The organism is Roseospira goensis (assembly GCF_014197795.1).
GTDB classification, from domain to species: domain Bacteria; phylum Pseudomonadota; class Alphaproteobacteria; order Rhodospirillales; family Rhodospirillaceae; genus Rhodospira; species Rhodospira goensis.
Genome location: NZ_JACIGI010000019.1, coordinates 65144 through 87678 on the forward strand (window position 1 = coordinate 65144; position 22535 = coordinate 87678).

20 protein-coding genes are annotated in these 22535 nt (G+C 72.3%); 11 read left to right on the forward strand and 9 right to left on the reverse strand.

Annotated elements, in window-relative coordinates; all coding sequences use genetic code 11:
• Window positions 1-626: 626 nt before the first annotated feature.
• Window positions 627-1688 carry a GGDEF domain-containing protein gene (locus GGD88_RS11965; RefSeq protein ID WP_184435742.1) on the reverse strand — a complete coding sequence of 354 codons (1062 nt, stop codon included), beginning with the start codon at window positions 1686-1688 and terminating at the stop codon, window positions 627-629.
• Window positions 1685-6007 carry a PAS domain S-box protein gene (locus tag GGD88_RS11970; protein ID WP_184435744.1) on the reverse strand — a complete coding sequence of 1441 codons (4323 nt, stop codon included), beginning with the start codon at window positions 6005-6007 and terminating at the stop codon, window positions 1685-1687. The genes GGD88_RS11965 and GGD88_RS11970 overlap by 4 nt, the downstream gene beginning before the upstream one ends.
• A gap of 285 nt (window positions 6008-6292) precedes the next feature.
• On the opposite strand from GGD88_RS11970, the gene GGD88_RS11975 reads away from it, so the two are divergent.
• Window positions 6293-7381: an SPFH domain-containing protein gene (locus GGD88_RS11975; RefSeq protein ID WP_184435746.1), complete on the forward strand. Its 1089-nt coding sequence runs from the start codon at window positions 6293-6295 to the stop codon at window positions 7379-7381.
• Window positions 7382-7411: 30 nt separating this feature from the next.
• Here GGD88_RS11975 and GGD88_RS11980 read toward each other — a convergent pair whose 3' ends face one another.
• Complete coding sequence (locus GGD88_RS11980; RefSeq protein WP_246423720.1) at window positions 7412-8089, reverse strand: LolA family protein; 678 nt, start codon at window positions 8087-8089, stop codon at window positions 7412-7414.
• Between the two features lie 336 nt (window positions 8090-8425).
• On the opposite strand from GGD88_RS11980, the gene GGD88_RS11985 reads away from it, so the two are divergent.
• Together GGD88_RS11985 and GGD88_RS11990 are read left to right on the forward strand one after the other, a co-directional pair.
• Window positions 8426-9937: a hypothetical protein gene (locus tag GGD88_RS11985; protein WP_184435748.1), complete on the forward strand. Its 1512-nt coding sequence runs from the start codon at window positions 8426-8428 to the stop codon at window positions 9935-9937.
• Between the two features lie 14 nt (window positions 9938-9951).
• Complete coding sequence (locus GGD88_RS11990; protein WP_184435750.1) at window positions 9952-10521, forward strand: L,D-transpeptidase family protein; 570 nt, start codon at window positions 9952-9954, stop codon at window positions 10519-10521.
• Window positions 10522-10546: 25 nt separating this feature from the next.
• On the opposite strand, the gene GGD88_RS11995 is transcribed toward GGD88_RS11990, so the two are convergent.
• From GGD88_RS11995 to GGD88_RS12010, 4 genes are all read right to left on the reverse strand, one after another.
• Complete coding sequence (locus GGD88_RS11995; protein WP_184435752.1) at window positions 10547-11785, reverse strand: flagellar hook protein FlgE; 1239 nt, start codon at window positions 11783-11785, stop codon at window positions 10547-10549.
• A 601-nt stretch (window positions 11786-12386) separates the two neighbouring features.
• Window positions 12387-13388: a sulfur carrier protein ThiS gene (gene thiS / locus GGD88_RS12000; protein ID WP_184435754.1), complete on the reverse strand. Its 1002-nt coding sequence runs from the start codon at window positions 13386-13388 to the stop codon at window positions 12387-12389.
• A 108-nt stretch (window positions 13389-13496) separates the two neighbouring features.
• Window positions 13497-14165 carry a LysE family transporter gene (locus GGD88_RS12005; protein ID WP_184435756.1) on the reverse strand — a complete coding sequence of 223 codons (669 nt, stop codon included), beginning with the start codon at window positions 14163-14165 and terminating at the stop codon, window positions 13497-13499.
• Window positions 14166-14189: 24 nt separating this feature from the next.
• Window positions 14190-14489 (reverse strand): acylphosphatase, encoded by a 300-nt coding sequence (locus GGD88_RS12010; protein WP_184435758.1) that lies wholly within the window; start codon window positions 14487-14489, stop codon window positions 14190-14192.
• A 266-nt stretch (window positions 14490-14755) separates the two neighbouring features.
• On the opposite strand from GGD88_RS12010, the gene GGD88_RS12015 reads away from it, so the two are divergent.
• The 3 genes from GGD88_RS12015 to GGD88_RS12025 all read left to right on the forward strand — a co-directional run bounded on the left by GGD88_RS12015 (window position 14756) and on the right by GGD88_RS12025 (window position 17042).
• Window positions 14756-15442 carry a septation protein A gene (locus GGD88_RS12015; RefSeq protein WP_184435760.1) on the forward strand — a complete coding sequence of 229 codons (687 nt, stop codon included), beginning with the start codon at window positions 14756-14758 and terminating at the stop codon, window positions 15440-15442.
• Between the two features lie 228 nt (window positions 15443-15670).
• Window positions 15671-16462: a RadC family protein gene (radC, locus tag GGD88_RS12020; protein WP_246423721.1), complete on the forward strand. Its 792-nt coding sequence runs from the start codon at window positions 15671-15673 to the stop codon at window positions 16460-16462.
• Window positions 16463-16586: 124 nt separating this feature from the next.
• Complete coding sequence (locus GGD88_RS12025; RefSeq protein ID WP_184435764.1) at window positions 16587-17042, forward strand: winged helix DNA-binding protein; 456 nt, start codon at window positions 16587-16589, stop codon at window positions 17040-17042.
• A 187-nt stretch (window positions 17043-17229) separates the two neighbouring features.
• Here the strand turns inward: GGD88_RS12025 and GGD88_RS12030 are convergent, their stop codons facing one another.
• A complete protein-coding gene (locus GGD88_RS12030) occupies window positions 17230-17595 on the reverse strand; it encodes a hypothetical protein (RefSeq protein WP_184435766.1) in 366 nt (121 codons plus the stop codon).
• A 496-nt stretch (window positions 17596-18091) separates the two neighbouring features.
• On the opposite strand from GGD88_RS12030, the gene GGD88_RS12035 reads away from it, so the two are divergent.
• Window positions 18092-18613, forward strand: a complete 522-nt coding sequence (locus GGD88_RS12035) for a glycine cleavage system transcriptional repressor (RefSeq protein WP_184435768.1) — start codon at window positions 18092-18094, stop codon at window positions 18611-18613.
• 98 nt (window positions 18614-18711) lie between these two features.
• On the opposite strand, the gene GGD88_RS12040 is transcribed toward GGD88_RS12035, so the two are convergent.
• On the reverse strand, window positions 18712-19293 hold the full coding sequence (locus tag GGD88_RS12040) for a DUF2937 family protein (RefSeq protein WP_184435770.1): 582 nt from the start codon (window positions 19291-19293) through the stop codon (window positions 18712-18714).
• Window positions 19294-19497: 204 nt separating this feature from the next.
• On the opposite strand from GGD88_RS12040, the gene GGD88_RS12045 reads away from it, so the two are divergent.
• The 4 genes from GGD88_RS12045 to GGD88_RS12060 all read left to right on the forward strand — a co-directional run bounded on the left by GGD88_RS12045 (window position 19498) and on the right by GGD88_RS12060 (window position 22330).
• Window positions 19498-19728, forward strand: a complete 231-nt coding sequence (locus tag GGD88_RS12045; RefSeq protein ID WP_184435772.1) for a hypothetical protein — start codon at window positions 19498-19500, stop codon at window positions 19726-19728.
• A gap of 44 nt (window positions 19729-19772) precedes the next feature.
• On the forward strand, window positions 19773-21275 hold the full coding sequence (gene rfaE1 / locus GGD88_RS12050; RefSeq protein ID WP_184435774.1) for a D-glycero-beta-D-manno-heptose-7-phosphate kinase: 1503 nt from the start codon (window positions 19773-19775) through the stop codon (window positions 21273-21275).
• 65 nt (window positions 21276-21340) lie between these two features.
• On the forward strand, window positions 21341-21964 hold the full coding sequence (locus GGD88_RS12055; protein WP_184435776.1) for a methyltransferase family protein: 624 nt from the start codon (window positions 21341-21343) through the stop codon (window positions 21962-21964).
• 216 nt (window positions 21965-22180) lie between these two features.
• A complete protein-coding gene (locus GGD88_RS12060) occupies window positions 22181-22330 on the forward strand; it encodes a hypothetical protein (RefSeq protein ID WP_184435778.1) in 150 nt (49 codons plus the stop codon).
• Window positions 22331-22535 lie beyond the last annotated feature (205 nt).

The window sequence follows — 22535 nt, forward strand, 5'->3', positions numbered from 1 at the left end:
CGGGGGACCGCGCGTGACCCCCCCCAGGCGCTCCCGCAGGCGCGTGGGTGCAAGAAGACTCTCCCTTCTTTCTCGGTCCCCCGCTCCTGCGGGGGACCACGCGTGCCCCCCTATGCGCCCCCGCAGGCGCGTGGGCGCGAGAAGACTCTCCCTTCTCGGTCCCCCGCTCCCGCGGGGGACCGCGCGTGACCCCCGCATGCGCCCCCGCAGGAGCGTGGGCGCGAGAAGACTCTCCCTTCTTTCTCGGTCCCCCCGCTCCCGCGGGGGGCCGCGCGAGCCCCCCTATGCGCCCCCGCAGGAGCGTGGGCGCGAGAAGACTCTCCCTTCTCGGTCTCCCGCTCCGGCGGGGGACCGCGCGTAATCCCCGCATGCGCCCACGCAGGAGCGTGGGCGCGAGAAGAGAGACTGCTAGCCTTCCTCGGTCCCCCGCTCCCGCGGGGGACCGCGCGTGACCCCCGCATGCGCTCCCGCAGGCGCGTGGGCGCGAGAAGACTCTCCCTTCTCGGTCCCCCGCTCCCGCGGGGGACCAAGCGTGACCCCCATGCGCCCACGCAGGAGCGTGGGCGCGAGAAGACTCTCCCTGGGGCGCGTGGGCGCGAGACTCCTCGCCTGTCTCGGTCCCGCGGTCATTCCTCCGGGGGCGGCTTCGTCGCCACGACGCGGTTCCGGCCCCCGGTCTTGGCCAGGTACATGGCCGTGTCGGAACGGTGCAGCAGCGCATCCAGGGTCTCGGCCGGTTCGCTCCACTGGGCCACCCCCAGGCTGGCGGTGATGGTCAGCGTCACGCCGTCGAGGGCCACCTGGCGCTCGGCGATGGTGGCGCGCAGCCGCTCCGCCACGTCGGTGGCCGACGCCATGGCGGTTTCCGGGAGCAGCACGGCGAATTCCTCGCCGCCCATGCGGCCGAGCAGGTCGGTGACCCGCAACGCCTCGCGGCAGGCCCCGGCGAAATCGGTCAGGGCGGCGTCTCCGGCGGCATGGCCGAGGGTGTCGTTGATGCTCTTGAAGTGGTCGATGTCGATCACGATCAGGCTGACCGGCCGGCGGTGGCGGCGGCACCGCTCTATTTCGATGTTCGCCAGTTCAATGAACCGGCGGCGGTTGAGCGCGCCGGTCAGGTCGTCTTCGTTGGCCGCCCGCGCCAGCGCCTCATTGGCGCGCACCAGCGCCCGGTGACGCAGGCGCAGACGCAACAGGTTGCGCGCCCGCGCGATCAACTCGGTTTCCTCCACCGGCTTGCGCAGGAAGTCGGTGGCGCCGGCCTCGAAGGCCGCCCGTAGCGTCTCCCGCGAGTCGTCGGACGTGACCATGATGACCGGCGTCTCGCTCTCGCTCGTCACGGCGCGCAGCCGGGCGAGGCAGGCCAGCCCATCCAGCTCCGGCATGCGGTAATCCAGCAGCACAAGGTCCGGATCATGGGCGACGCACCACCGCACGGCGCGTTCCGCATCCGTGAACACGGTGACGCCGGCCCCTGCCAAGGTCTCCAGCATCGCCGCCAGGATCTGCGCGTTGGGCTCGACGTCGTCGACGACCACGATGCGCGTCGGCGTGGCGTCGGGCAGGCTTGGATCGACCGGCGCCGTACCCGGCGCCGGGGGTGAGGGCGGGGCCGTGGCGGGAGCCGGCGGCGGCAATGGCTCTATGGCCGCCTCGTCGGGTGGCGCGTCGCGCAGGGCCGGTCTCATGCCGACGGCTCCAAGTGGCTGTCCAGCCATGCTTCGATGGCCGACCGTGTGGAGTCGGCGGTGGCGTCCAGAGCCGGGAGCAGGCGGTCCACCGCGGCGACATCCAGGGTTCCGTGTTGAATATGATACCCCACGCGGGACAGGCGTGTCGCCCCGAACTGACCGGCCAGCCCCTTGAGGGAATGGCCGGCGCGCGCCATGGCCTCCGCGTCGGCGTGCGTGACCGCCGCGCGCAGGTTCTCGAGCTGGGTGTCCATGTTGGCGAGCATGGAGCGCACGATCGGGGCGATGCGGGCGGAGCCGAGGCGCGTCTGCAGGGCGTCGAGGGTGGCGGAGTCGAACACCGGACCCTCCGCTTCGAAGGCATCGGCCGGGCTCGCTGTGATCTCGTCCGAGCGGGCCACCAGGGCCGCCGGCACGGTGCCCGGCGCCGGGGTCACGTCCGGCAGGCGCGGCGCTGCCGGATGCTGGCGCCCTTCGGGCCGGGTCGGTGGCGGTTGCGGTGGGGCAACGGGCGCCGCGGGTGGGGTGGGCGCTGTCGGGACGGTCGCGTCGCGTGCGACCGCGCGGGGGGCGGCGCCCGATGCCTCCCGGCCGTCGGTTTCGCCCCGGGGGGCGTCTTCGGTCTCGCGGGGGGTCTCGCGGGCGGGCTCGGGTGCCGGCGCCGGCGCGGGCTCCGCCTTGGACTCCGCCTCCGCGTCCGGCGGGCCGGGCGGCGCGGCCGGTCGAGTCGGGGCGGGGCCCGGGTCCGCGACCGCGGGGCGGGTCGAGGTGTCGTCCTCGGCTTCTGCGGTTTCTGCGGCGTCTGGGGCTTCTGCGGCGTCTGGCGCGTCCCCCGCGTCTGCCGCCTCCGCGGCGGCCGTCGTGTCCTCCGTCGGCGGGGCGTCCGCGGCGCCGTCCAGCCACGTCACGCCGCGGGCGTGGCGGGCCACCGCCGTCTCCAGGGCCGCCCAGTCCACCGGCTTGGTCAGCACCTCGCGCAGGCCGGCCTCAAGATAGGCCGGGTGGTTTTCGCGCATGGCATCGGCGGTGAGACCGACAACCGGCGGCGGATCGCCGGGCAGCGCGCAGATGGCGCGGGTCGCCTCCACGCCGTCCATGACCGGCATCTGCATGTCCATCAGCACCAGGGCATAGGCGTCCGGCGCGGCCTTGACCGCGGCCAGGGCCTCGGCGCCGTCGTGCACCTCGTCGACGGCGTAGCCGAGCCGCTCCAGCACGGTGGCGATCAGCAGGCGGTTCGCCGTCGTGTCCTCGGCCAGCAGCAGGCGGGTTCCGGGAGCGGGGCGCCGGTGAGGCGGCGGGCTCGGCAGGCCCTGCGTCGTCCCCGGCGCGACCGAAACCACGGCCGCGGGGTCACCGACGCCGACGTGGATGGTGAACCGGAACGTCGACCCCTCGCCGGGGGTGCTGTCGACGCTGATGGTTCCGTCCATGGCCTCGACCAGGCGCTTGCAGATGGCCAGGCCGAGCCCGGTGCCGCCGAATCGGCGTGTGGTGGTGCTGTCGGCCTGGATGAAGGGTTGGAACAGCCGCAGGCGCTGATCGGGCGACAGGCCGATGCCGGTATCACGGACCGCCAGGGTGAGGCGGTAGCCGCCGTCCGGCGTCCGGTCGCTGTCCTCCAGCACGATCGCGACGCCGCCTTTCTCGGTGAACTTGATGGCGTTGCCGACCAGATTGAACAGGATCTGACGCAGCCGGTGTGGATCGCCGCGCACCGCCGGGGGCGGCGCGACGGCCTGCACGGTCTCCATCGACAGACCTTTTTCCGAGGCATTGACGCAGAAGAGCTGGGCCACGTCCTCCATGACGGTCGGGACGTCGAAGTCGACGTCGTCCAGCGCGAGCTGCCCGGCCTCGACCTTGGAGAAGTCGAGGATGTCGTTGAGCAGGCCAAGCAGCGTGTCGGCCGAGCGTTTCAGGGTCTCGGCGTAGCTGCGCTGGCGCGCGCTCAGGTCGGACGCCAGCAGCAGGTCCGCCATGCCCAGCACCCCGGTCATGGGGGTGCGGATTTCGTGACTCATCACCGCCAGGAAGCGCGATTTGGCGGCGTTGGCGGCCTCCGCCTCGGTCTTGGCCTGGTGCAGCGCCTCCTCGTAGCGCCGCATCTCGGTGATGTCGGCGTGGGTGCCCACCAGGCGCACCGCCTGGCCCTCCACGTCGCGCACCACCTGGGCGCGGTCCAGCACCCAGAGATATTGTCCATTGCGGTGGCGGATGCGGTGTACATGGCGGTACTGCGGGGTTTGCGCCCACAGATGGGCCGACAGCGCGCGCACCGAGGCGAGGTAGTCGTCCTTGTGGATGCGCTGGGTCCAGTAGGCCGGCGACACCTCGGCCTCGCTGTCGCCGAGCCCGAGCATCTCGCGCCAGCGCGGCGACAGATAGATGCGGTTGGTGAGCAGATCCCAGTCGTAGATGCCGTCGGTGGTGCCCCGCATGGCCAGATCGAACCGCTCCTGCACCCGGCGCATCTCTCGGTTCGAGGTGTCGAGCTGTTCGGCCAGCCCGACCAGGGCCACCGCCTGGTCTTCCAGGCGCGCGGAGGCCTCCTGGGCCTCCAGTTCGCGCGCCTTGATGTCGTCGATGCTCATCGACGTGCCGCGATAGCCCACCAGGTTGCCGGCGTCGTCCAGCACCGGCACGGCGCAGGCGCGCTGCCACACGGTGGTGCCGTCGCGGCGCACGCTGCGGAATTCGGCGATCTCCAGCTTGCCGCGCCGGGCCTGGGCGTCGTCGAGCCGTGCCTGGACCCAGGGGGCATCCTCCGGGGCGACGAAGTCCATCGGGTACCGGCCCAGCATCGCCGAGACCGGGTAGCCGAGGATGTCCTGGGCCCGCTCCGTCATGAAGGTCAGGCGGCCTTCCGCGTCCACCTCCCAGATGTACTCGTCGGCGGCGTTGGCGACGTCCCGGAAGCGCTGTTCGCTGTCGCGCAGGGCCTGCTCGTCGTGGCGGCGCTGGGTGACGTCCCGGAAGAACCACACCCGGCCCCACGCGGTGCCGCTCTCGCTGCGCAGGGCGCGCGAGTACCGTTCCAGGATCCGCCCGTCCCGGAACCGGATCTCGGTGCCGTCCAGCTCGTCGATGTCCAGCTTGGCGTACAACTCGCCGACCCGGGCGTCGAAGGCGTCGGGGTCGACCACGCGCGCCCGGGCCAGGGCGCGCAGCCGGTCCGAATCACCGCCCGCCATGTCCTGGTCGGAGAAGCCCCACAGGTCGGCAAAGCGCTGGTTCCACGACAGGATGCGGCCGTGACGGTCGACCACCAGGATGCCGTCGGTCGAGGTCTGTTGCTGTGCCACCAGAACGGTGTTCTGACGCTGCACGACCGCTTGCGCCTCGGCCTGGAGCCGGAGTTGGCGCATCAGGCCGTAGGTGAGCGCGGTCACCCCTAGCCCGGCCAGCAGCAATACGCCCAGGCCCCAGGCCACGTCCTGGCGCCACGGGGCGAGAACGGAGTTGCGGGTGATGGTCGCGGCGGCGATCAGTGGGTACCCGGACAGGCGCCACTCCGCGATGATGCGCATCTTGCTGTCGACGGGCGACGGCAGCAGCTGCGTGCGCCGCACCGGCCCCAGGGTGGAGCGGTTCGCCACCGACTCGATGACCTCGCCGACGACGTTTCCCGGGTCGGGCAGCCGGGCCATGATGGTGCCGTCGATGTGTACCAAGGCGACAGAGGCCTGTTCGGACTCGACCAGAGAATTGTAGGCGGCCGCGAACGTGGCCTGGTCGATCAGGGCGATCACGCTGCCGGTGGGAGTGCCCGACTCGTCGCGCATGGTGTGGGCGAGCGCGAAGGTGAAGCGCCCGTCGGCCTGCGGGTCGCGGTAGACCGGGCTCAGCCAGTCGCGATCCACCGATTGCCTGCGGGCGCGGTGTGCCCGATAGGCCGGGTCGCGGGCGATGTCGGGCGGGGGCCAGACGCCGGTCCAGAATTCCACGGTTCCCTCGGCGTCGGCGATCAGGATGTCGCGCGCCAGCGGCGACTGGTCGCGCCGCAGCCGCAGGAACGCCCCCAGGTCGGGTGGGGCGGCGATGGGCCGGCGGCCCTCCCGGAAGGTGGCGATCTCGTGCAGGGCGCCGGACAGGTTCTCCAGCGTCTGCTCGGTGAACGCCCGATAGGTCAGCGCGAAGCTCTCGGTCACCTCGCGCGCCCGCGTCATAGCGACATGGTAGCTCTGCCAGGTTCCATAGCCGACCACGCCGGTAATGAGCACCATGAACAGGGCGGCCGCGACCAGGATGCCCTGCCGGGCGCGCCGGGTGCGATCATCCGCCGCACGTGCGCCTTGGATCGGGTCCCTGCCCATGGAGTCCTCATGCCGCCGGAAAAGAAGGCATCAGGCCGGGGGCGGACGCGCGGCTGCCCCGGGCCCGGGCCATGACGCCGAGTCTACGGCAACAAGCAAGAGTCACGCCACCGATAGCAACTGATCCGACCCGCGATTCCGCCGAGTCGGAGGGGGCGGGCTGGTCCCGCGCGGCCGGCTCGGCGCACCGTGACCGCCATTCTGCAACGCGCCGGTAACGCGCTGGGCCGGTTCGAAGCCCGGTGCTAGAGTGCAGCGGGAAGCCTCGCGTGGGGGAAACGGCGGATGATGGAAACAACGATCCTGGTGATCACGCTGGTCGTCCTGGCCCTCGTGTTCATCGTCCTGAGCGTGAAGATCGTCCCCCAGGGCTGGGAGTACACGGTCGAGCGGTTCGGGCAGTACACCAAGACCCTGGGCCCCGGCCTGCATCTCATCGTGCCCTTCGTCGAGCAGATCGGCGCCCGCATGAACATGATGGAACAGGTCCTGGACGTTCCCGAGCAGGAGGTCATCACCCGCGACAACGCCATGGTCACCGTGGACGGGGTGGTGTTCTATCAGGTGCTCGACGCCCCCAAGGCGGCCTACGAGGTGCGCCAGCTTGAACTGGCGATCCTCAACCTGACCATGACCAACCTGCGCACCGTCATGGGCAGCATGGATCTGGACGAACTGCTGTCGCAGCGCGATCAGATCAACGCCCAACTCCTGACCACCGTCGACCTCGCCACCAACCCCTGGGGGGTCAAGGTCACCCGCATCGAGATCAAGGACATCTCGCCGCCGCGGGATCTGGTGGACGCCATGGCCGGCCAGATGAAGGCGGAGCGCGAGAAGCGCGCCGCCATCCTGGTCGCCGAGGGCCAGAAGCAGGCCACCATCCTGGAGGCCGAGGGCCGGCGCGAGGCGGCCTGGCGCGACGCCGAGGCGCGCGAGCGCTTGGCCGAGGCCGAGGCCCGCGCCACCACCCTGGTCAGCGAGGCGATCGGCAAGGGCGGTATGGGCGCGGTCAACTACTTTGTGGCCCAGAAATACGTGGAGGCGTTGCAGAGCCTGGCCGTGGCCCCGAACCAGAAGGTGCTGATGCTGCCGATGGAGACCACGGGCGTGCTGGGGTCGCTGGCCGGCATCACCGAGATCGCCAAGGAGGCGCTGCGCCCGGACCCGCCCGCCGGCGGTGCCGGCAACGGCGGCGGCGGCATGCGTCCGCCGGCGCGCGATCGCCGCCCGATGGCGCCGTCGGCGCCGCCAACCCCGCCCGGGGCGGGCGCGGCCGGCGGGTCGATGGCCGGGTCGGTCATGCCGTCGGTGCCGTCGATGGGCCTGCCCGAGACGCCGGCCTTCGGGCCGTGGGCCGCGCCCTCCTCGTGAGGGGGCGCGGGGGCGACGCGGCGCGAGCCGTCAGTTCCGGCTGAAGCCCGACCGTTCGGTATAGGTGAACAGCTCGCGGTCGAGGTCGACGCCGAAGCGGGGCGTGATGAGGGTGACCGTGACCTCGATGTTCTGGGCGTCGCGCACCTTCCATTGCCGCAGCTCCATCGGCCCCGTGGAGAACACCAGGGTGAGTGTGCCCTGGCCCGGCTCCTCGGTCTCGACCAGGTCGATCTCCAGCAGGCCGCCGCGCTGGCGCATGCCGGTCACCGTGATCGCCGGGTCGGTGAACTCCACCTGCTCCCGCAGCAGGATGCCGAGCGGGGTATCGCCCAAGCCGATGTAGCTGACCTGATCCAGCTCGCCGTCCTCGTAGATCACGTAGGAGCCGTTCGCCACCACCAGCACCTCGGCCGGCGGGTCGTACTCGATGCGCATGCGCCCCGGCCGCCTCATGTAGACCGTGCCCTTGGCGTAGTTGCCGCTCGACGAGGTCTGCGTGAACCGGGCCCGCATGGACTGGATGTCGTTCAGGTACGCGGCCGCCTGCTTGAGCAGGACCGCTTCCTGTGTGGTCATTAGGTAGGGGTTTAGGCGGCCGTCCTGGGCCTGGGCCGGGGCCGGCGCGACCGCCGGCGGGACCAGGGCGAGGACCGCGAGGGCGGCGACGGCATGCCGGAGCCAGGCGCGGCGCGTGAACTGAGGCATCGGGTCTCCTTCGGGGAGTCTCCTGCAGGGCCGCGATCGGGGCCGCGTGCGGGACGGGCTCGTGCGGGTTCCGCGCTCGGCCCCCATCGCACCGCCACCCTATCCAGCGAATGTGGCGCGATAAAGGGAGCGGCACGGTCCGCGCGGGACGACGGCGCCGACCCGGCAACGGTTGCCGGGCGCGGCCGGGGCGGGGGCCGTGTCGGACCGCCCGCGTCCCTGCGGCGCCCGGGCCGGGCGGCCAGACTCCAGCGAGTCCGCGGGACGCCGTGCGAGTCCGGAGCCGGCGCGCGTGGCACGGGGCTTGCTGCCGTCGGCGGTGAGGAGGACCGCCCCATGGCCATCGACGCCGTTGCGCCCGACGCCGCCGCCCCGCGCTACCGCGAAGCGCCGCGGCCCGTCTACGAGGGCCAGCCTTACTACACGTTCGACGAGGTGGTCGAGGAGTTCAGCTTCTGGGACCTCGTCGACATTATCAACCCGCTGCAACACATCCCGCTGGTCAACCATCTCTACCGCGAGATCACGGGCGACCAGATCGGCTCGTTCGCCCAGGTGGCCGGCGGAGCCCTGTTCGGCGGCCCCATGGGCGCCATCTTCGGCGTCGCCAACATGGTGGTCCGCGAGAGCACCGGCAAGGACGCGGCGCAACTCGTCATGGCCGCCTTCACCGAGGACCTCGACAGCCCGGCGGGGCTGGGCGGCACCGCCGATGTCGAGACCCTGGCGGCGTCCGCGCCGATCGGCGCCGATCTGCTCGCCGACCTGGGGCCGGGCGCGCAGGCCGGGGCGCAGACGGGCGCGCCGGCCCTGGCCGGGCTGCCGGCGACCGCCGGGGCCGCCACCCAGGCGCCGGGCGGGGTGTTCGGCGGGGTCACCGTGGGTGGCATGCCGGCGACCGCGTCGGCGATGCTGGCGACGGACGCCGCGGTGCCCCTGGGCGGCCTGCTCCTGGCCAACGAGGCCGGGCGGGTCGCCGCCGATCAGGCGGCCGCGCGCGGCGTGCGCGAGCCCGTCCCGACCCTGGACGGCGCCCAGTCGGCGGCGCTGGCCGCCTTCGTCGCCCACCACACCGGAGGACCGCGCGGCGAGGGGGCGGCGCGCGGGGGCGGCATCGCCGCGCCGGCGGCACTCGACGGCGCCGCGCGCGCCGGCGTCGCCGGTCCGACCGACAGCAGCATGGACCAGCAGAGCGAGGACATGAGCCAGAACCCGCAGCAGAACCCCGCCCGCGACGACAGCGACCGCGCGGCCGCATCCTCTGCCGCCGCCCGCGCGGACGACGGCCTGCCGGCCGACATCAGGCAGGGCCGCGAGGCCCTGCGTGCCCGCCTGGCGGCCGCCCGCGCCGAGTCGGATGCCCGCGCGGACGGCATGCCGGGCGGTGCGTCGGCCGATGGCCGGCCCACCGGCATGACCCTGGCCGACTATCGCGCTCGCCCCAATCCGCGCGCCGGCGAGGGGCGCGCAACGCCGCCGCCGGCGGCGGTCGGGGCGGCGCCGGCCGGGGTGCTGCCGGACGCGGCCGCCATGGCGGGGCTGTTGCAGCGCGGCGAGCGGGTCGCGGCCGCTGCCGATGATCGCGCCCGCCGGGCCGCCGACGGCACGGCCGCGCGCCTTACCATTCCGGTCACGCCGGCGCCGGACAGCGCCCCGCCGGCCGGGGCCTTCCGCGCCCTCCCGGTCGACGGACCGGTTGGCGGCGCCCCCACCGAGGCCACCGGGCGCCCCGCCGGCACCGGCGACGGGCCGGTGGCGACCCAGCCCTGGTTCTCGCAGCGCGTCCTTGATGCCATGCGCCGGTACGACGCGGCCCGCGCCGGCGAGGCCGGCGCCGCCGCCTCGTAGGGGAGGGGGCGGTGGTGGCCGACGCGGACGACCCTGCGGCGACGGCCGGACTGCGGGTGTCGGCGGATGGTTGGCTGCGGTTCGGGCCGCACCGCCTGGCCTGCGCCCTGGGGCGTGCCGGCGTCGCCGTTGCCAAGCGCGAGGGCGACGGGGCCACGCCGGCCGGCACCTGGCCGCTGCGGCGGGTGTTCTACCGCCCGGACCGGCTCGACGGTCCGCCGGCCGTGGGCCGCTCCGGGCTGGATGTGGGCCCGATCACCCCGGTCCTGGGGTGGTGCGACGATCCCCTGCACCCGGACTACAACCGGCTGATCGTGCGGCCGCATCCGGCCTCCCACGAGGTCCTGTGGCGCGACGATGCGCTATACGATGTGGTGGTGGTGCTGGGCCACAACGACAGCCCGCCCCGGCCCGGGCGGGGCAGCGCCATCTTCCTGCATTGCGCGTTGCCGGAGGCGGGCGCCCGCCACGGCCTGCGCCCCACCGCCGGTTGCGTGGCGCTGCCGGTGGCCGATCTCCTGACGGTGCTGGCCGCGTTGCCGGAGCGGCCGGCGCTGACGGTCACGGCCGCGCCTTCGCCCTGATGCGCGCGGGGCGGTCGCCGCGGCGCTACTGCTTCAGCGCCGCGGCGGTGCGGATCATTTCGTCGCTGGTGCGGTAGACGGTGGCGGAGGTCGAGTAGGCACGCTGCGTCGTGATCATGCGCGAGAACTCCGACGCCAGATCGACGGTCGAGGCCTCCAGCGAGCCGGGCTGCACCGAGGTCCGCGAGAACTGATTCTCCACCGCGAAGAACAGCGGTTCGCCGGCGTCGGTGTCGTAGGTGAACATCGAGTTGCCGACGTCGGTCAGGTTCTGCGGCGCCGGGAAATCGGCGATGGCGAGCTGATAGAGGGTGCGCGTCTGGCCGTTGCTGTAATCCGCGGTCAGGCGGCCGAAGCCGTCGAACTGGACATTCGAGACGCGGCCCGAGGGGAAGCCGTCCACCTCCTGGCGGCGCTCGACGAAGCCGGTCTCGCCGTACTGGGTCATGCCGGACAGGTCGATCTCGATGTCGTTGCTGACGCCCTCGCCGAGCGGCACGGTCAGCACCGGGGTCTCGGTCGGGGTGGCGTAGGTGCCGTCGCTGTTGAAGGTCACCTCGGTGGTGTCCTCCAGCGGAGTCACCGCGCCGTCGGGGCCGCGCACGCCGTAGCCGACCGTCCAGGTGTTGCTGCCGATGGCGCCCGGGGTCCAGGACATGACCAGGGAATAGCGGGCGTTCTCGCCGTTTTCGCCGGGGCTGGACCAGACCCCGACCTCGAAGGAATGGCCCTGGGTGCTGCCGGCCTCCACGTTGGCCTCGAACGCGATCCGGGTGGTGGGTTCCCCGGCCAGCCCCTCGGTGCTGTCGAGCTGGATCGGAACCAGCGCACTCTCGGTGTCGATGGCGCCGCTGGCGTCGGCCGCCCAGCCCAGGATGTACTGGCCCGACACGGTGGCCAGGTAGCTGTTGCCGTCCTCACCGACGCGGCCGGTCGTGGCGCCGTTGCGGGTGAAGTGCTGGGTGCCGGAGCCGTCGAAGGCCGGGTTGGTGACGAAGAAGCCGGGGCCGTTCAGCGCCAGGTCGAGGCCGCGTCCGGTGGCGAGGACGGAGCCCTGCCGGTCCATGTGGCGGATATCGACGGCATTGACGCCGACGAAGCTGCCCTTCGGCGTGACGTGGTTGACCGACTCGCGCAGGTGGGCGTCGAACGCCTTGTAGCCCGTGGTGTTGACGTTGGAGACATTGCCACTGATGCGTTCCATGACATGAGACTGGGTGCTCATGGCCTGGGACGACGTATGCAGGGCGGCGAACACGCTCATGGTCGGGCTCCGAATGGCGGCGCGGACTCTTCCGAGCCGGACCGAAGCATGCGGCGTGCCAGGCGGGACCGCCCGGACTCCGGCCGCCCCGCTCGCGGGCACCCGGCAGACTCTGCCGGGTCGGGGCCGGACTTGCCGGGCCGGGCCGACCGGTCCCCCGCGGGAGCGTGGGACCGAGAAAAGGGATCTCGCGCCCCCGCTCCCGCGGGGCGCCCGGGCTGGAGGGACGGTCCCACGCGGGAGCGTGGGACCGAGAGAGGGGATCTCGCGCCCACGCTCCCGCGTCGGCGTGTGCGTGCGGTCCCACGCGGGAGCGTGGGACCGAGAAGGGGGGGCTTCTTACGCCCACGCTGCCGCGTGGGCGTGTGTGTGCTGTCCCACGCGGGAGCGTGGGACCGAGAGAAGGGATCTCGCGCCCCCGCTCCCGCGGGGGCGCTCGGGCTGGAGAGACGGTCCCACGCGGGAGCGTGGGACCGAGAGAGAAAAGGGGGGTCTTCTTACGCCCACGCTCCCGCGGGGGCGTGTGTGTGCTGTCCCACGCGGGAGCGTGGGACCGAGAGAGGGGATCTCGCGCCCCCGCTCCCGCGGGGGCGCCCAACCCCTAGATCAACCCCGCCAGCGGCGAGCTGGGATCGGCGTAGCGCTTCTTGGGCATGCGGCCGGCCCGATAGGACAGCCGTCCGGCTTCCACCGCCAGCTTCATGGCCCGCGCCATCAGGATCGGGTCCTTCGCCCCGGCGATGGCGGTGTTGAGCAGCACACCGTCCACCCCCAGTTCCATGGCGACCGCCACGTCGGAGGCACAGCCGACGCCGGCGTCGACCAGCACCGGGACCGATGCGTTCTCCTTGATGAGGCGGATGTTGACCGGGTTGATGATGCCCAGCCCGGAGCCGATCATGGAGCCCAGCGGCATGATGGCGACACAGCCCATCTCCTCCAGGCGTTGGGCGGCGATGGGGTCGTCGTTGCAGTACACCATCACCTGGAAGCCGTCCTTGATGAGGGCTTCCGCGGCCTTGAAGGTCTCCGGCATGTCCGGATAAAGCGTTTTCTGGTCGCCCAGGACCTCCAGCTTGACCAGATCCCAGCCGCCGGCCTCGCGCGCCAGGCGCAGCGTGCGCACGGCGTCGTCGGCGGTGAAGCAGCCGGCGGTGTTGGGCAGGTAGGTGTAGACCTTGGGGTCGACGTAATCCATCAGCATGGGCTGGGACGGGTCGGCGACGTTGACCCGCCGCACCGCCACGGTGACGATCTCGGCCCCCGACGCCTCCAGGGCGCGGGCGGTCTCCGTGAAGTCCTTGTACTTGCCGGTCCCCACCAGCAGGCGCGAGCGGAACCGGCGCCCGGCCACGACGAAGCCGTCGTCGTCCTCCGTCACCGGCCCGGCGGTGGTGTCGGGCGCGCCGCCGCCGATGAAGTGCACGATCTCCAGCGCGTCGCCGTCGGTCACGGCGGTGTCGGCGTACTGGCCGCGTGGCACGATCTCGCGGTTGCGCTCCACAGCCACCTTGCGGGCATCGAGGCCGAGCGTGGTCAGCAGCGCGTCGACGGACATGGGGGCGTCGAGGGGGCGGGGTTCGCCGTTGATGGTCACCTGCATGGGTTTGTCGGGGTCCAGGGCAAAAGGAAACGGGGGGCGGTCGCCGCGGCGACCACCGGCCGAGAGTATGGGTCGCGGCCGGGGCGGATTCAACCGCGCCCGGCCGGGCTATTCCAGCGCCTTGGCGAACGCCAGGCGCACGCCCAGACCGATGAAGACAACGCCCACGACGCGCTCGATCCAGTGCGCCGCCCCCTGGTAGGCGCGGCGCATCGGCGCCTGCCCCACCAGCACGGCGACGGTGCTGAACACCAGGAAGGTCTGGGTCATCATGGTGGCGCCGTAGAGGCCCTTCTCCACCAGCGAGGTGGTGGGGTCGATCACCTGGGTGAACAGGGCCAGGAAGTACAGCGCCACCTTGGGGTTCAGGACGTTGGTCAGGAACCCGGCCAGGAAGGCGGCGCGGGCGCGCGGCGCAGGGGAGGGGTCCGGCGCCGCCGCGCTGACCGTCTGCGGACGGGCGCGCAGGGCCTGGGTGCCGATCCAGATCAGCCAGGCCGCGCCCAGCACCTTGATGACGGTGAACAGCACCACCGATTGGGCGATGACCACCGACAGCCCGGCCAGGGTGTAGAGCACGTGCACCGACAGGCCGCAGGCGATGCCGGCCGCGGTCAGCACGCCGGCCCGGATGCCGCGCGCCATGGCGGTGCGCAGGGTGATGGCGAAGTCGGGCCCCGGGCTCAGGATGGCCACCAGGTTGATGCCGGCGATCATGGCCCAGGCCGACCAGTCCACCCCGGCCAGCGCCGACGCACCGGATGCGATGGACTCCATGGGCGATCCTCCCTGTGGCGGCCTCTAGGGGGCGGTGGCGCGCTGGCGGAATCCGCGCTCGGTCAGCGGGGCGGCCTGGGTCTGGGTGACCCCGGTCACGCGGGCGGCCGGCGGGCCGTCATGGCAGGCCGCCACCATGCGGCCGACCGCCGGCGGCGGTCCCTGGAATACCGCCTCAACCGAGCCATCGGCGCGGTTGCGCACCCAACCATCGAGGCCCAGGCGCCGGGCCGTCTGCTCGGTCCACGCGCGGTAGGCGACACCCTGCACGCGCCCGGTGATGGACACCCGCACGGTGGTCGTGTCGTCGGCCTGCTCCGTCATGGCGCCTCCCGGGTACGGCGGTGAGCGTGAAGGGTTCGGCGGTGAAGGGCTCGGCGACCGACGTCCGCCGGCTCCGCCCCTGGACGTGGCAGCCCCCAGGCCATACATCCTTCGGCATCGGTCGCGCAACAGGGGCGCGCGCCGAGGCGTGGCGCCGCGTCCGCCCGGGGCGTTCCCTCGGCCGTCCGATGCGCTGGACGAATCCGGGTGGGCTGTGGTTCCGTCCTCCCTCTGTTTTCCCTTTCGCGCCAGGAGGCGACCCCACCATGACCGCTGCCCCGACCGACGCGGCCTCTTCAACCGCACAGGGGGCCGACCAAGGCGCCGGCCAGTGGCTCAAGCTGCTGCTGGAAGCCGGGCCGCTCCTGGTGTTCTTCGTGGCCAATGCCGCCTTCGGCCTGATCCCGGGCACCGCCGCCTTCGTGGTGGCGACGGTGGCGTCGCTGATCGCCTCGCGCCTGCTGATGGGGCGGGTGCCGGTCATGCCGCTGGTCGGCGGCGTGTTCGTGATCGTGTTCGGCGGCCTGACGGTGCTGCTCGACGACGACCTGTTCATCAAGATCAAGCCGACCATCGTCAATCTGCTGTTCGCGGCCATCCTGGCGGTGGGACTGGCGAGCGGGCGGCATTTCCTGAAGCTGGTGTTCGACGGCGCCTTTCAGCTCACAGAGCGCGGCTGGCGCGTCCTGACCCTGCGCTGGAGCCTGTTCTTCGTCGTGCTGGCGGTGATCAACGAGGTGGTCTGGCGCGGCTTCTCCAGCGACACCTGGGTGGCGTTCAAGGTCTTCGGCATCCTGCCCCTGACCGTGCTGTTCAGCCTGTCGCAGATCCCGCTGCTGCTGCGCCACCGGCTGGAGGAGGCGGACGGAGCCGGCACGCCGGACGCGCAGGAGGGCGCGGCGCCGGCCGAGGGCAGCGAGGCGGCGGCCGGCGCGCGCGCCCCGGCGGGCTGATCCCCCGCCGCCGTCTCCGCCGTCCCTGTACGGGTGCGGGCGGATGTGCCACAGTGCGCGGATAAGGGGGCGCGGGCGCGACGGCGCGATGAATGGGCGGACTCCGACCGGGCCGTTGGAGCCCGCCGGCCATCGCCTGCGGATCCCATGACCCCGCCCCTGACGGTTTGCGGGCGGGCGGGCCGGAGCCCGACCCTGTCCGCGCTCCTCTTGCCGGCACGCCAGGCCATGCCCTCGTCACGACGCCGCTCCCCCTCCGATGACCCCGCGCTGCCTCTGGAGGGGGCGGCGCGGCGCCGACCTGGCGCCGACGGCGAGCCGGGATCGGGCGCCGGCACGCCGGGCGTGGGCAAGCCGCACTACGCCGGCCACCGGGCCCGGCTGCGCGAGCGCTTCCTGGCCAATCCGGAGGGGCTGCCGGACTACGAGGTCCTGGAACTCCTGCTCTTTCTGGCGCAGCCGCGCGGCGACGTAAAGCCGCTGGCGAAGGCCTTGCTGGCGCGGTTCGGTAGCTTCGCCGAGGTGATCGCGGCGGACCCGGCGCACCTGCGGACGGTGAAGGGGCTCGGCGAGGCCGGCGTGGCGGCGCTGAAGACCGCGGAGGCGGCCGCGGTGCGGCTGCTGCGCGAGCGGGTGCGGGAGCAGCCGGTGCTGTCCTCCTGGGACCGCCTGCTGGACTACTGCCGCGCCGCCATGGCCTATCGCGAGGTCGAGCAGTTCCGCATCCTGTTCCTGGACACCAAGAACCGCCTGATCGCCGATGACCCGCAGCAGAAGGGCACGGTCAACCACACCCCCGTCTATCCGCGCGAGGTGGTGCGCCGGGCCCTGGAGGTGCATGCCACCGCCCTGATCCTGGTCCACAATCACCCTTCAGGCGACCCGACGCCGAGCAAGGCCGACATCCAGATGACGCACCAGATCCGCAATGCCGCGCACGCGGTGGGGATTACGGTTCACGACCACGTGATCGTGGGTCGTGGCGGCCACGTCTCGTTCAAGGCGCAAGGCTTGCTATAGATCGGAAGAGTACACGTATTACGGGATGAAACCGCAAGGTTTTGCTTGAATTGTGGCCGGATTTGGATGGACACTCTCGACCAACATCACTTGACACCATGATCCGGCAGGGGGCGCGGCGCGCGTGTACGAGGCCTACTCTTCCATCGTCCAGCTCGTTGAGCGCCTGCACCGCCACTTTCTGGACGTTTTGCGCACGGAATTGCGGCGGGTCGGCAACGATGACGTGAATGCCGTCCAGGCTCTCCTGCTGTTCAACATCGGGCAGGAGGACGTCGTGATCCGCGATTTGCGTGATCGCGGCTACTACCATGGGTCGAATGTCTCCTACAACATCAAGAAGCTCACAGAGATGGGCTACCTGACGCAGGAGCGCAGTCCGCACGACCGGCGCGCCACCCGCCTGCGTCTGACCGACCGCGGGTTCGTGGTCTGCCACACCGTGGGCGCCTTGCAGGAATCGCTCGTCGCCAACCTGAGGCGGCGTGACGTGACCGAAGAGACATTGCGCGAGGCCGCCGAGGCGCTGGCCTGCATCGAGCGCACCTGGACCGACTACATCCGCTACGGCCGGGATTAGGCTGGACTAGGCTGGATTGGCGGGGGAAACCCGCGATCATCCCCGCACACGCCGCCCGTCATACCGGCCGACGCGACGGCGCCCTGGCGGCCGGACTGGCGGCCGGGCTGGGGGCCGGACTGGGGGCCGGACTGGGGGGGCGAAGGCCGAGGCGCGGGGAAAGGGGCGCGGCGCGGGCGGGGTGCGTTTACAGCGCCCGGTCGAGCCGGCGCCCGAGGAGATCCGAAGACTGGTGGCCGGCCACGGCCTGGACGGCCCGGTCGTAGACGCCGATGCCGTAGGTGATCTGGCTGAGCACCGGCAGGGGCACCGCCGCGTCGCCGGCGGCGGTCCGGCCGGCGATCTGGTCCACCAGGAAGGGGGTGACGACGAACGCGCCCGGCTCCGCGCCGCCGGCCTCGCGTGCGGCGTCGCGTCCTCGGGCCTGGGCGCGGGTCGCGTGTGCGCCCTGATCGCCATGGTCGCCGGCGTGGGCGCCGAAGTCGTCCATCGACGGACGCTCGCCGGAGCCGCGGCTGTGCACCGGGGCGCCGCCGACGATGGCCTCGACCATGGCGGAGAGGCTGCCGTTGCCGCCGCCCGCCGACGGGCCAGGCCGGACCGTCGCCCCTCGCGAGACCGAGGACGGAACCGGAACCGATCCGACTGGCGATGCCGTTGCGGCCATTCTTCACTCCCCGACACGGTCCGCACCCGCCGTGTCGCGCCCCCCGATCACACGACCCCGCGGCCCGGAGCGGTCCCGGGGCCGTCACGGTGGGCCTCGCCGTCCGATGCGCCGAGAGGCGCACGAGGCGCCTGCGTCCGGACACAGAAGACATTCGGCTGCGGGCACACCCCACCAGCCTGCATCTTTCTTCCAGTCTGCGCGCGGCGCGCGGTGGCGTCAATGGCATTCGGTTAACGAAGCCTTAAGCGCGGCGGCGGCGGGGCGTCCGGCTTGCTGACGGGCGAGGATTCCCTTTTGGAGCGAACCGCTCTACGATGGCGCCGCCGCGTCCGGACTGCGGGGCGTGGCGCCGTCTGTCCGAGTCGAGGGAGAGTCCGCTATGCCCCACAGCCTGCATGTCCAGGTGTTCTGTCCCGACCGCACGGGTCTGGTCGCCGGCCTCACCGGCACCCTGTTCGACTTGGGCGCCAACCTGGGCGACACCCGGTTCTCGGTGCTGGGGCAGGGGGCGGAGTTCTCGGCGGTGGTGACGGTGGCCGACGACGTCACCGCCGACCAGGTGCAGGCCGCGCTGGCCGGGACGCCCGAGGCGCGCGAGGCCGAGATCACCGTCACGGCATACGATGCCTGGACGAAGCCGGACGACGGCTCGGCCGTGACCCATCACGTCTACGTTTCGGGCGGCGACAGGCCCGGGCTGGTGACCCGGCTGGCCGAGGTGTTCGGCGACTTCGACGCCAACATCATGACGCTGAACGCCTATCCGGTGCCGCGCGAGGCCGGGCAGTATGTCATCCGGTTTGCCGTCGCCATCCCGCCCGGGCGGACCGATGCCTGCCTCGCCACCGTCTCCAACACCGCCCAGGCGCTGGGGCTGAACTACCGAGTGGAGGCTCCTTAAAGTAGATAGTGCCTAAATAGAATCGCGCCGCGAGTCCGGTTTGTCGCAATCGGCTGTAGGGGGTGCGGACCGGCGGACCAGCGGACCCGGCTCCCCGGCTAAAGGCGTGGCTCCACGCGGTCGTGCCGTCCGCCGCGCGGGCGGCTCCGCCCCGCCGGGGCATCGCCGCCGGCCGGTCGCCTGCGGTGGCGGCGCCGGACGGCCCCCGTCGCCACGGCCAGCGGCGCCCACAGCACGCCCTTGGCCAGTTCGTAGAGCAGCAAGGCCAGCACCAGGCCGGCGCCTGCCCAGCCCAGCGAGGCGGGATCCAGGGGCAGCGCCGGCTGGAAGGTCTCCAGGGTGGCCCGGGCCACCGCCGGCTCCATGTGGCGCAGGAACACCAGCGGCTGGGTCACCGGATCGGCGTCCGTCAGGCGCCGCAGCGCCTCGGTCAAGCTGGCGGCGCGGGCCTGGCTGTCGTAGAGCATGTCGGCCAACACGGTCTGGTGTGCGGGGTCCGCAGTGTCGTGCCGCGCATTCAGACTCTCCACCTGGCGCCGCGCCTCGTCCAGATGACCGCCGAGGCGCTGAAGGTACTGCTGGAGGAATTCGCGCCACTGCGAGGCCGCGCCGCCCCCGAGCGCGGCGACCACCGCGCCACCCAGGGAATCCACCTTGCGCAGAACCCAGCCCGCTGGCATCGACTCGCTCCCCGCCCGACCCCGCGCCGGTCCGGGCTCCTTCCGCTTCGTGACGACCGCCAAGCCGCCGCCTGTCGACCCGGCCCGGGCCTTTGGCCGCGCCGCCGCCCCTTGTACAACCCTGGGCGCCCGGCCCCAAGCCCGCAAGCCCCGGCACCCCCGCGGGCGCCTCCGGTCGCTCGACCGCCCGGGGCTCGTTTCGCCGTGGACCTGACCGAGACGCTGGTTGCGCTGGCCGCCGTGACGGGCGTGCTGGCCGTGGCCGTCTGGCGGGCGCACCGCCCCTGGCAGCCGGGCCGCATCTGGCGCGTGCCCTGGCACGCCGTCATGGCACTGGCGCTGGTGCTGCTGCTCGGCCTGCTGGCCCACCTGGGCAGCCTGCTGACCGGACGGCCGATCACGCCGCGCGGGCTCGGCGGACCGGGCGGGCTGTGATAAGAGCAGCGGCCGCCGCGACCGATCACGAGGACCCCCACGCCATGCCCGCCGCCGACCCCGCCGCACCCACCGAGGCCGCCGCCCTGATCGACTGGGTCGACCGCCTGTCCGCCGCTCGTGTTCTGTGTGTCGGCGACGTGATGCTGGACCGCTACGTGCACGGGGCCGTCGACCGGGTCTCGCCCGAGGCGCCGATTCCCGTGCTCCGAATCCAGCGCGAGACGGCGATGCTCGGCGGTGCCGGCAACGTGGCCCGCAACCTCGTCGGTCTGGGGGCGGATGTCGTGTTCCTGTCGGTGGGCGGCGACGATACCGCCGGGGCCGAGGTGCGGGCGATGCTGGACGCGCTGCCCGGGGTCGAGACCGTGCTGGTGACGGAACCGGGGCGGCCCACCACGCTCAAGACCCGCTTCGTCGCGGGCGGGCAGCAGCTTCTGCGGGCCGATGCGGAACACACGACTCCGGTGACCGAGGCCGGCGCCGGCCGCCTGCTGGCGGCGGCGCGCGATCACCTCGCGGGCTGCGGCGCGGTGGTGCTGTCGGACTACGGCAAGGGGGTTTTGACGCCGGCGGTGACGGCCGAGCTGATCGCCCTGGCCCGGGCGGCCGGGGTGCCTGTGATCGTCGATCCCAAGGGCAGCGATCACCGTCGCTATGCCGGCGCCCGTGTGGTGACGCCCAACCGTGCGGAGCTGTCCGAGGCCACGGGCGGGCACCCGACCGACGGCGACGCCGCCATCGAGGCCGCCGCGCGCCACCTGATCGGCACGTGCGGCCTGGGCGCGGTGTTGGCGACGCGCAGTCAGGAGGGGATGACCCTGGTCACCGCCGACGGCCCCGCCGAGCATCTGCCCACCGAGGCGCGCGAGGTGTTCGACGTCTCGGGCGCCGGCGACACCGTGGTGGCGACTCTGGCCGCGGCCCAGGCGGCGGGCGCGCCGCTGTCGGTGGGCGCGCGGCTGGCGAACGCGGCCGCCGGCCTGGTGGTCGGCAAGGTCGGCACCGCTGCGGTGCGGGCCGAGGACCTGGCCGCCGCGCTGCACCACCAGGATCTGGCCCGGGCCGAGGACAAGGTGGTGCGGCTGGAGACCCTGTTGGAGACCGTCGAGCGCTGGCGCCGGCGCGGGCTGCGCATCGGCTTCACGAACGGCTGTTTCGACCTTCTGCACCCCGGGCATGTCTCGTTGCTGGCGCAGGCGCGCGCAGCCTGCGATCGTCTGGTCGTCGGCCTCAATGCCGATGCCTCCGTGCGCCGCCTCAAGGGACCGAGTCGGCCGGTGCAGGGCGAGGCGGCCCGGGCCACCGTGCTGGCCTCGCTGGCCGACGTCGACCGGGTGGTGCTGTTCGGCGAGGACACGCCGTTGCGCCTCATCAACGCCCTGCGCCCGGACGTACTGGTAAAGGGGGCGGACTACACGATCGACACGGTGGTGGGTGCCGACGTCGTGCAGGGCTACGGTGGCCGGGTGCTGCTGGCCCGGCTGGAGGCGGGGCAGTCCACCACGGCGACCCTGGAACGGATCACCCTGGACCGCCCGTCGTGAGGGTCACGGCCTGACCGGGGCGCCGTCCGCTCCGGCCCGTTGCGAACCATCGGAAGGACATCGCCATGGACGCCACCGTGCCGTGGGGCGCGCACGCCCTTTACGTCGCCCTGTGGGCCAGCTTCGGGCTCGGCCACTCGGTGTTCGCCAACCGCGGCGTCAAGCGCCGGCTGGCGGGCCTGGGGCGCTGGTACCGGCTGGCCTACAACGCCATCGCCACCGTGCATATCGGGCTGGTGTTCGGGCTCGGCCTTTGGTTGCTGGGTGACGCGCCGGCCTTCGACCTGCCCGGGATCGTCCGGGGCGCGATGCTGGGCGGGGCGGTGCTCGGGGTCGCTCTGCTGCTGTGGTCGTCGCGCTACTACGACATGGCGCGGCTGGCCGGGCTGCGCCAGATCCGCGAGCCCGACGCGCCGGAGGACGAGGCGCTGCGCCTGGACGGGCCGCACCGCTTCGTGCGCCACCCGTTCTACGCCAGCGGCCTGCTGATCGTGTGGGGCCTGGCGCTGAGCCCGTTCGGGCTGGCAACCGCGCTGTGGGCCTCGGCCTATCTGGTGATCGGCGCCGCCGTCGAGGAACGCCGCCTGCTCCGGCGCTACGGGGCGGCCTATGCGGCCTACCGCCGCCGCATTCCCGGCTTCATCCCGGCGCCGCTGCTGGGTCGACGGCCGCTTCCGGCCGGCGAGTAGGCGCGCCCCGGCGCGGGCCGATCGCGCGCATATAGAGCTTTGTTTGTGCATTAAACCTTTAGGGGGCGCACGAGTAGGGGATTGGTCTAAAACGCGGTTGGCCGAATCTGCGCACTCTGTGCGCTTTTTTCGTTGCGGGGGGCGATGGGCGTTGTTACCTTAGTGTCATCGGCGGGTGCCGCCGGATGGCCCACTTCGAAAGGGGAGGACGCGGCGATGTTGCGCTTCCTTGTGTTTTTTCGGTACGGGATGACGTGCCGTTCGCCCCACATCGACGATCATGTGGATTCGGAACAGCAGGCCTTCAAACGCCGGGTGCTCGACGCGATGGCGTCGGCGGCCGGCACACCCAAGCCGGCGATGTAACCCAAGCGCGAGGCCCTATGCGTAGCGCAAGACCACAGCGACGGCTCAGTCCCTGAAGCCGGCGGACCGACGGCACGTGTACGAGGCTGGCGGACCGCCGGCTTTTTTTGGGTTCATCACGGAATTCCGGGGAAGGCGGCGCGGATCTTGAGAAAGAAGTAGGCGTCATCCCGGAAACCGTAGGCCATCCGCTTGATGACCTTGA

Coding starts and splice junctions, on each gene's coding strand:
- GGD88_RS11965 (WP_184435742.1), bottom strand. CDS start 1,688: ATGAGACCGGCCCTGCGCGACGCGCCACCCGACGAGGCGGCCATAGAG.
- GGD88_RS11970 (WP_184435744.1), bottom strand. CDS start 6,007: ATGGGCAGGGACCCGATCCAAGGCGCACGTGCGGCGGATGATCGCACC.
- GGD88_RS11975 (WP_184435746.1), top strand. CDS start 6,293: ATGATGGAAACAACGATCCTGGTGATCACGCTGGTCGTCCTGGCCCTC.
- GGD88_RS11980 (WP_246423720.1), bottom strand. CDS start 8,089: ATGCCTCAGTTCACGCGCCGCGCCTGGCTCCGGCATGCCGTCGCCGCC.
- GGD88_RS11985 (WP_184435748.1), top strand. CDS start 8,426: ATGGCCATCGACGCCGTTGCGCCCGACGCCGCCGCCCCGCGCTACCGC.
- GGD88_RS11995 (WP_184435752.1), bottom strand. CDS start 11,785: ATGAGCGTGTTCGCCGCCCTGCATACGTCGTCCCAGGCCATGAGCACC.
- thiS (WP_184435754.1), bottom strand. CDS start 13,388: ATGCAGGTGACCATCAACGGCGAACCCCGCCCCCTCGACGCCCCCATG.
- GGD88_RS12005 (WP_184435756.1), bottom strand. CDS start 14,165: ATGGAGTCCATCGCATCCGGTGCGTCGGCGCTGGCCGGGGTGGACTGG.
- GGD88_RS12010 (WP_184435758.1), bottom strand. CDS start 14,489: ATGACGGAGCAGGCCGACGACACGACCACCGTGCGGGTGTCCATCACC.
- GGD88_RS12015 (WP_184435760.1), top strand. CDS start 14,756: ATGACCGCTGCCCCGACCGACGCGGCCTCTTCAACCGCACAGGGGGCC.
- radC (WP_246423721.1), top strand. CDS start 15,671: ATGCCCTCGTCACGACGCCGCTCCCCCTCCGATGACCCCGCGCTGCCT.
- GGD88_RS12030 (WP_184435766.1), bottom strand. CDS start 17,595: ATGGTCGAGGCCATCGTCGGCGGCGCCCCGGTGCACAGCCGCGGCTCC.
- GGD88_RS12035 (WP_184435768.1), top strand. CDS start 18,092: ATGCCCCACAGCCTGCATGTCCAGGTGTTCTGTCCCGACCGCACGGGT.
- GGD88_RS12040 (WP_184435770.1), bottom strand. CDS start 19,293: ATGCCAGCGGGCTGGGTTCTGCGCAAGGTGGATTCCCTGGGTGGCGCG.
- rfaE1 (WP_184435774.1), top strand. CDS start 19,773: ATGCCCGCCGCCGACCCCGCCGCACCCACCGAGGCCGCCGCCCTGATC.
- GGD88_RS12055 (WP_184435776.1), top strand. CDS start 21,341: ATGGACGCCACCGTGCCGTGGGGCGCGCACGCCCTTTACGTCGCCCTG.
- GGD88_RS12060 (WP_184435778.1), top strand. CDS start 22,181: ATGTTGCGCTTCCTTGTGTTTTTTCGGTACGGGATGACGTGCCGTTCG.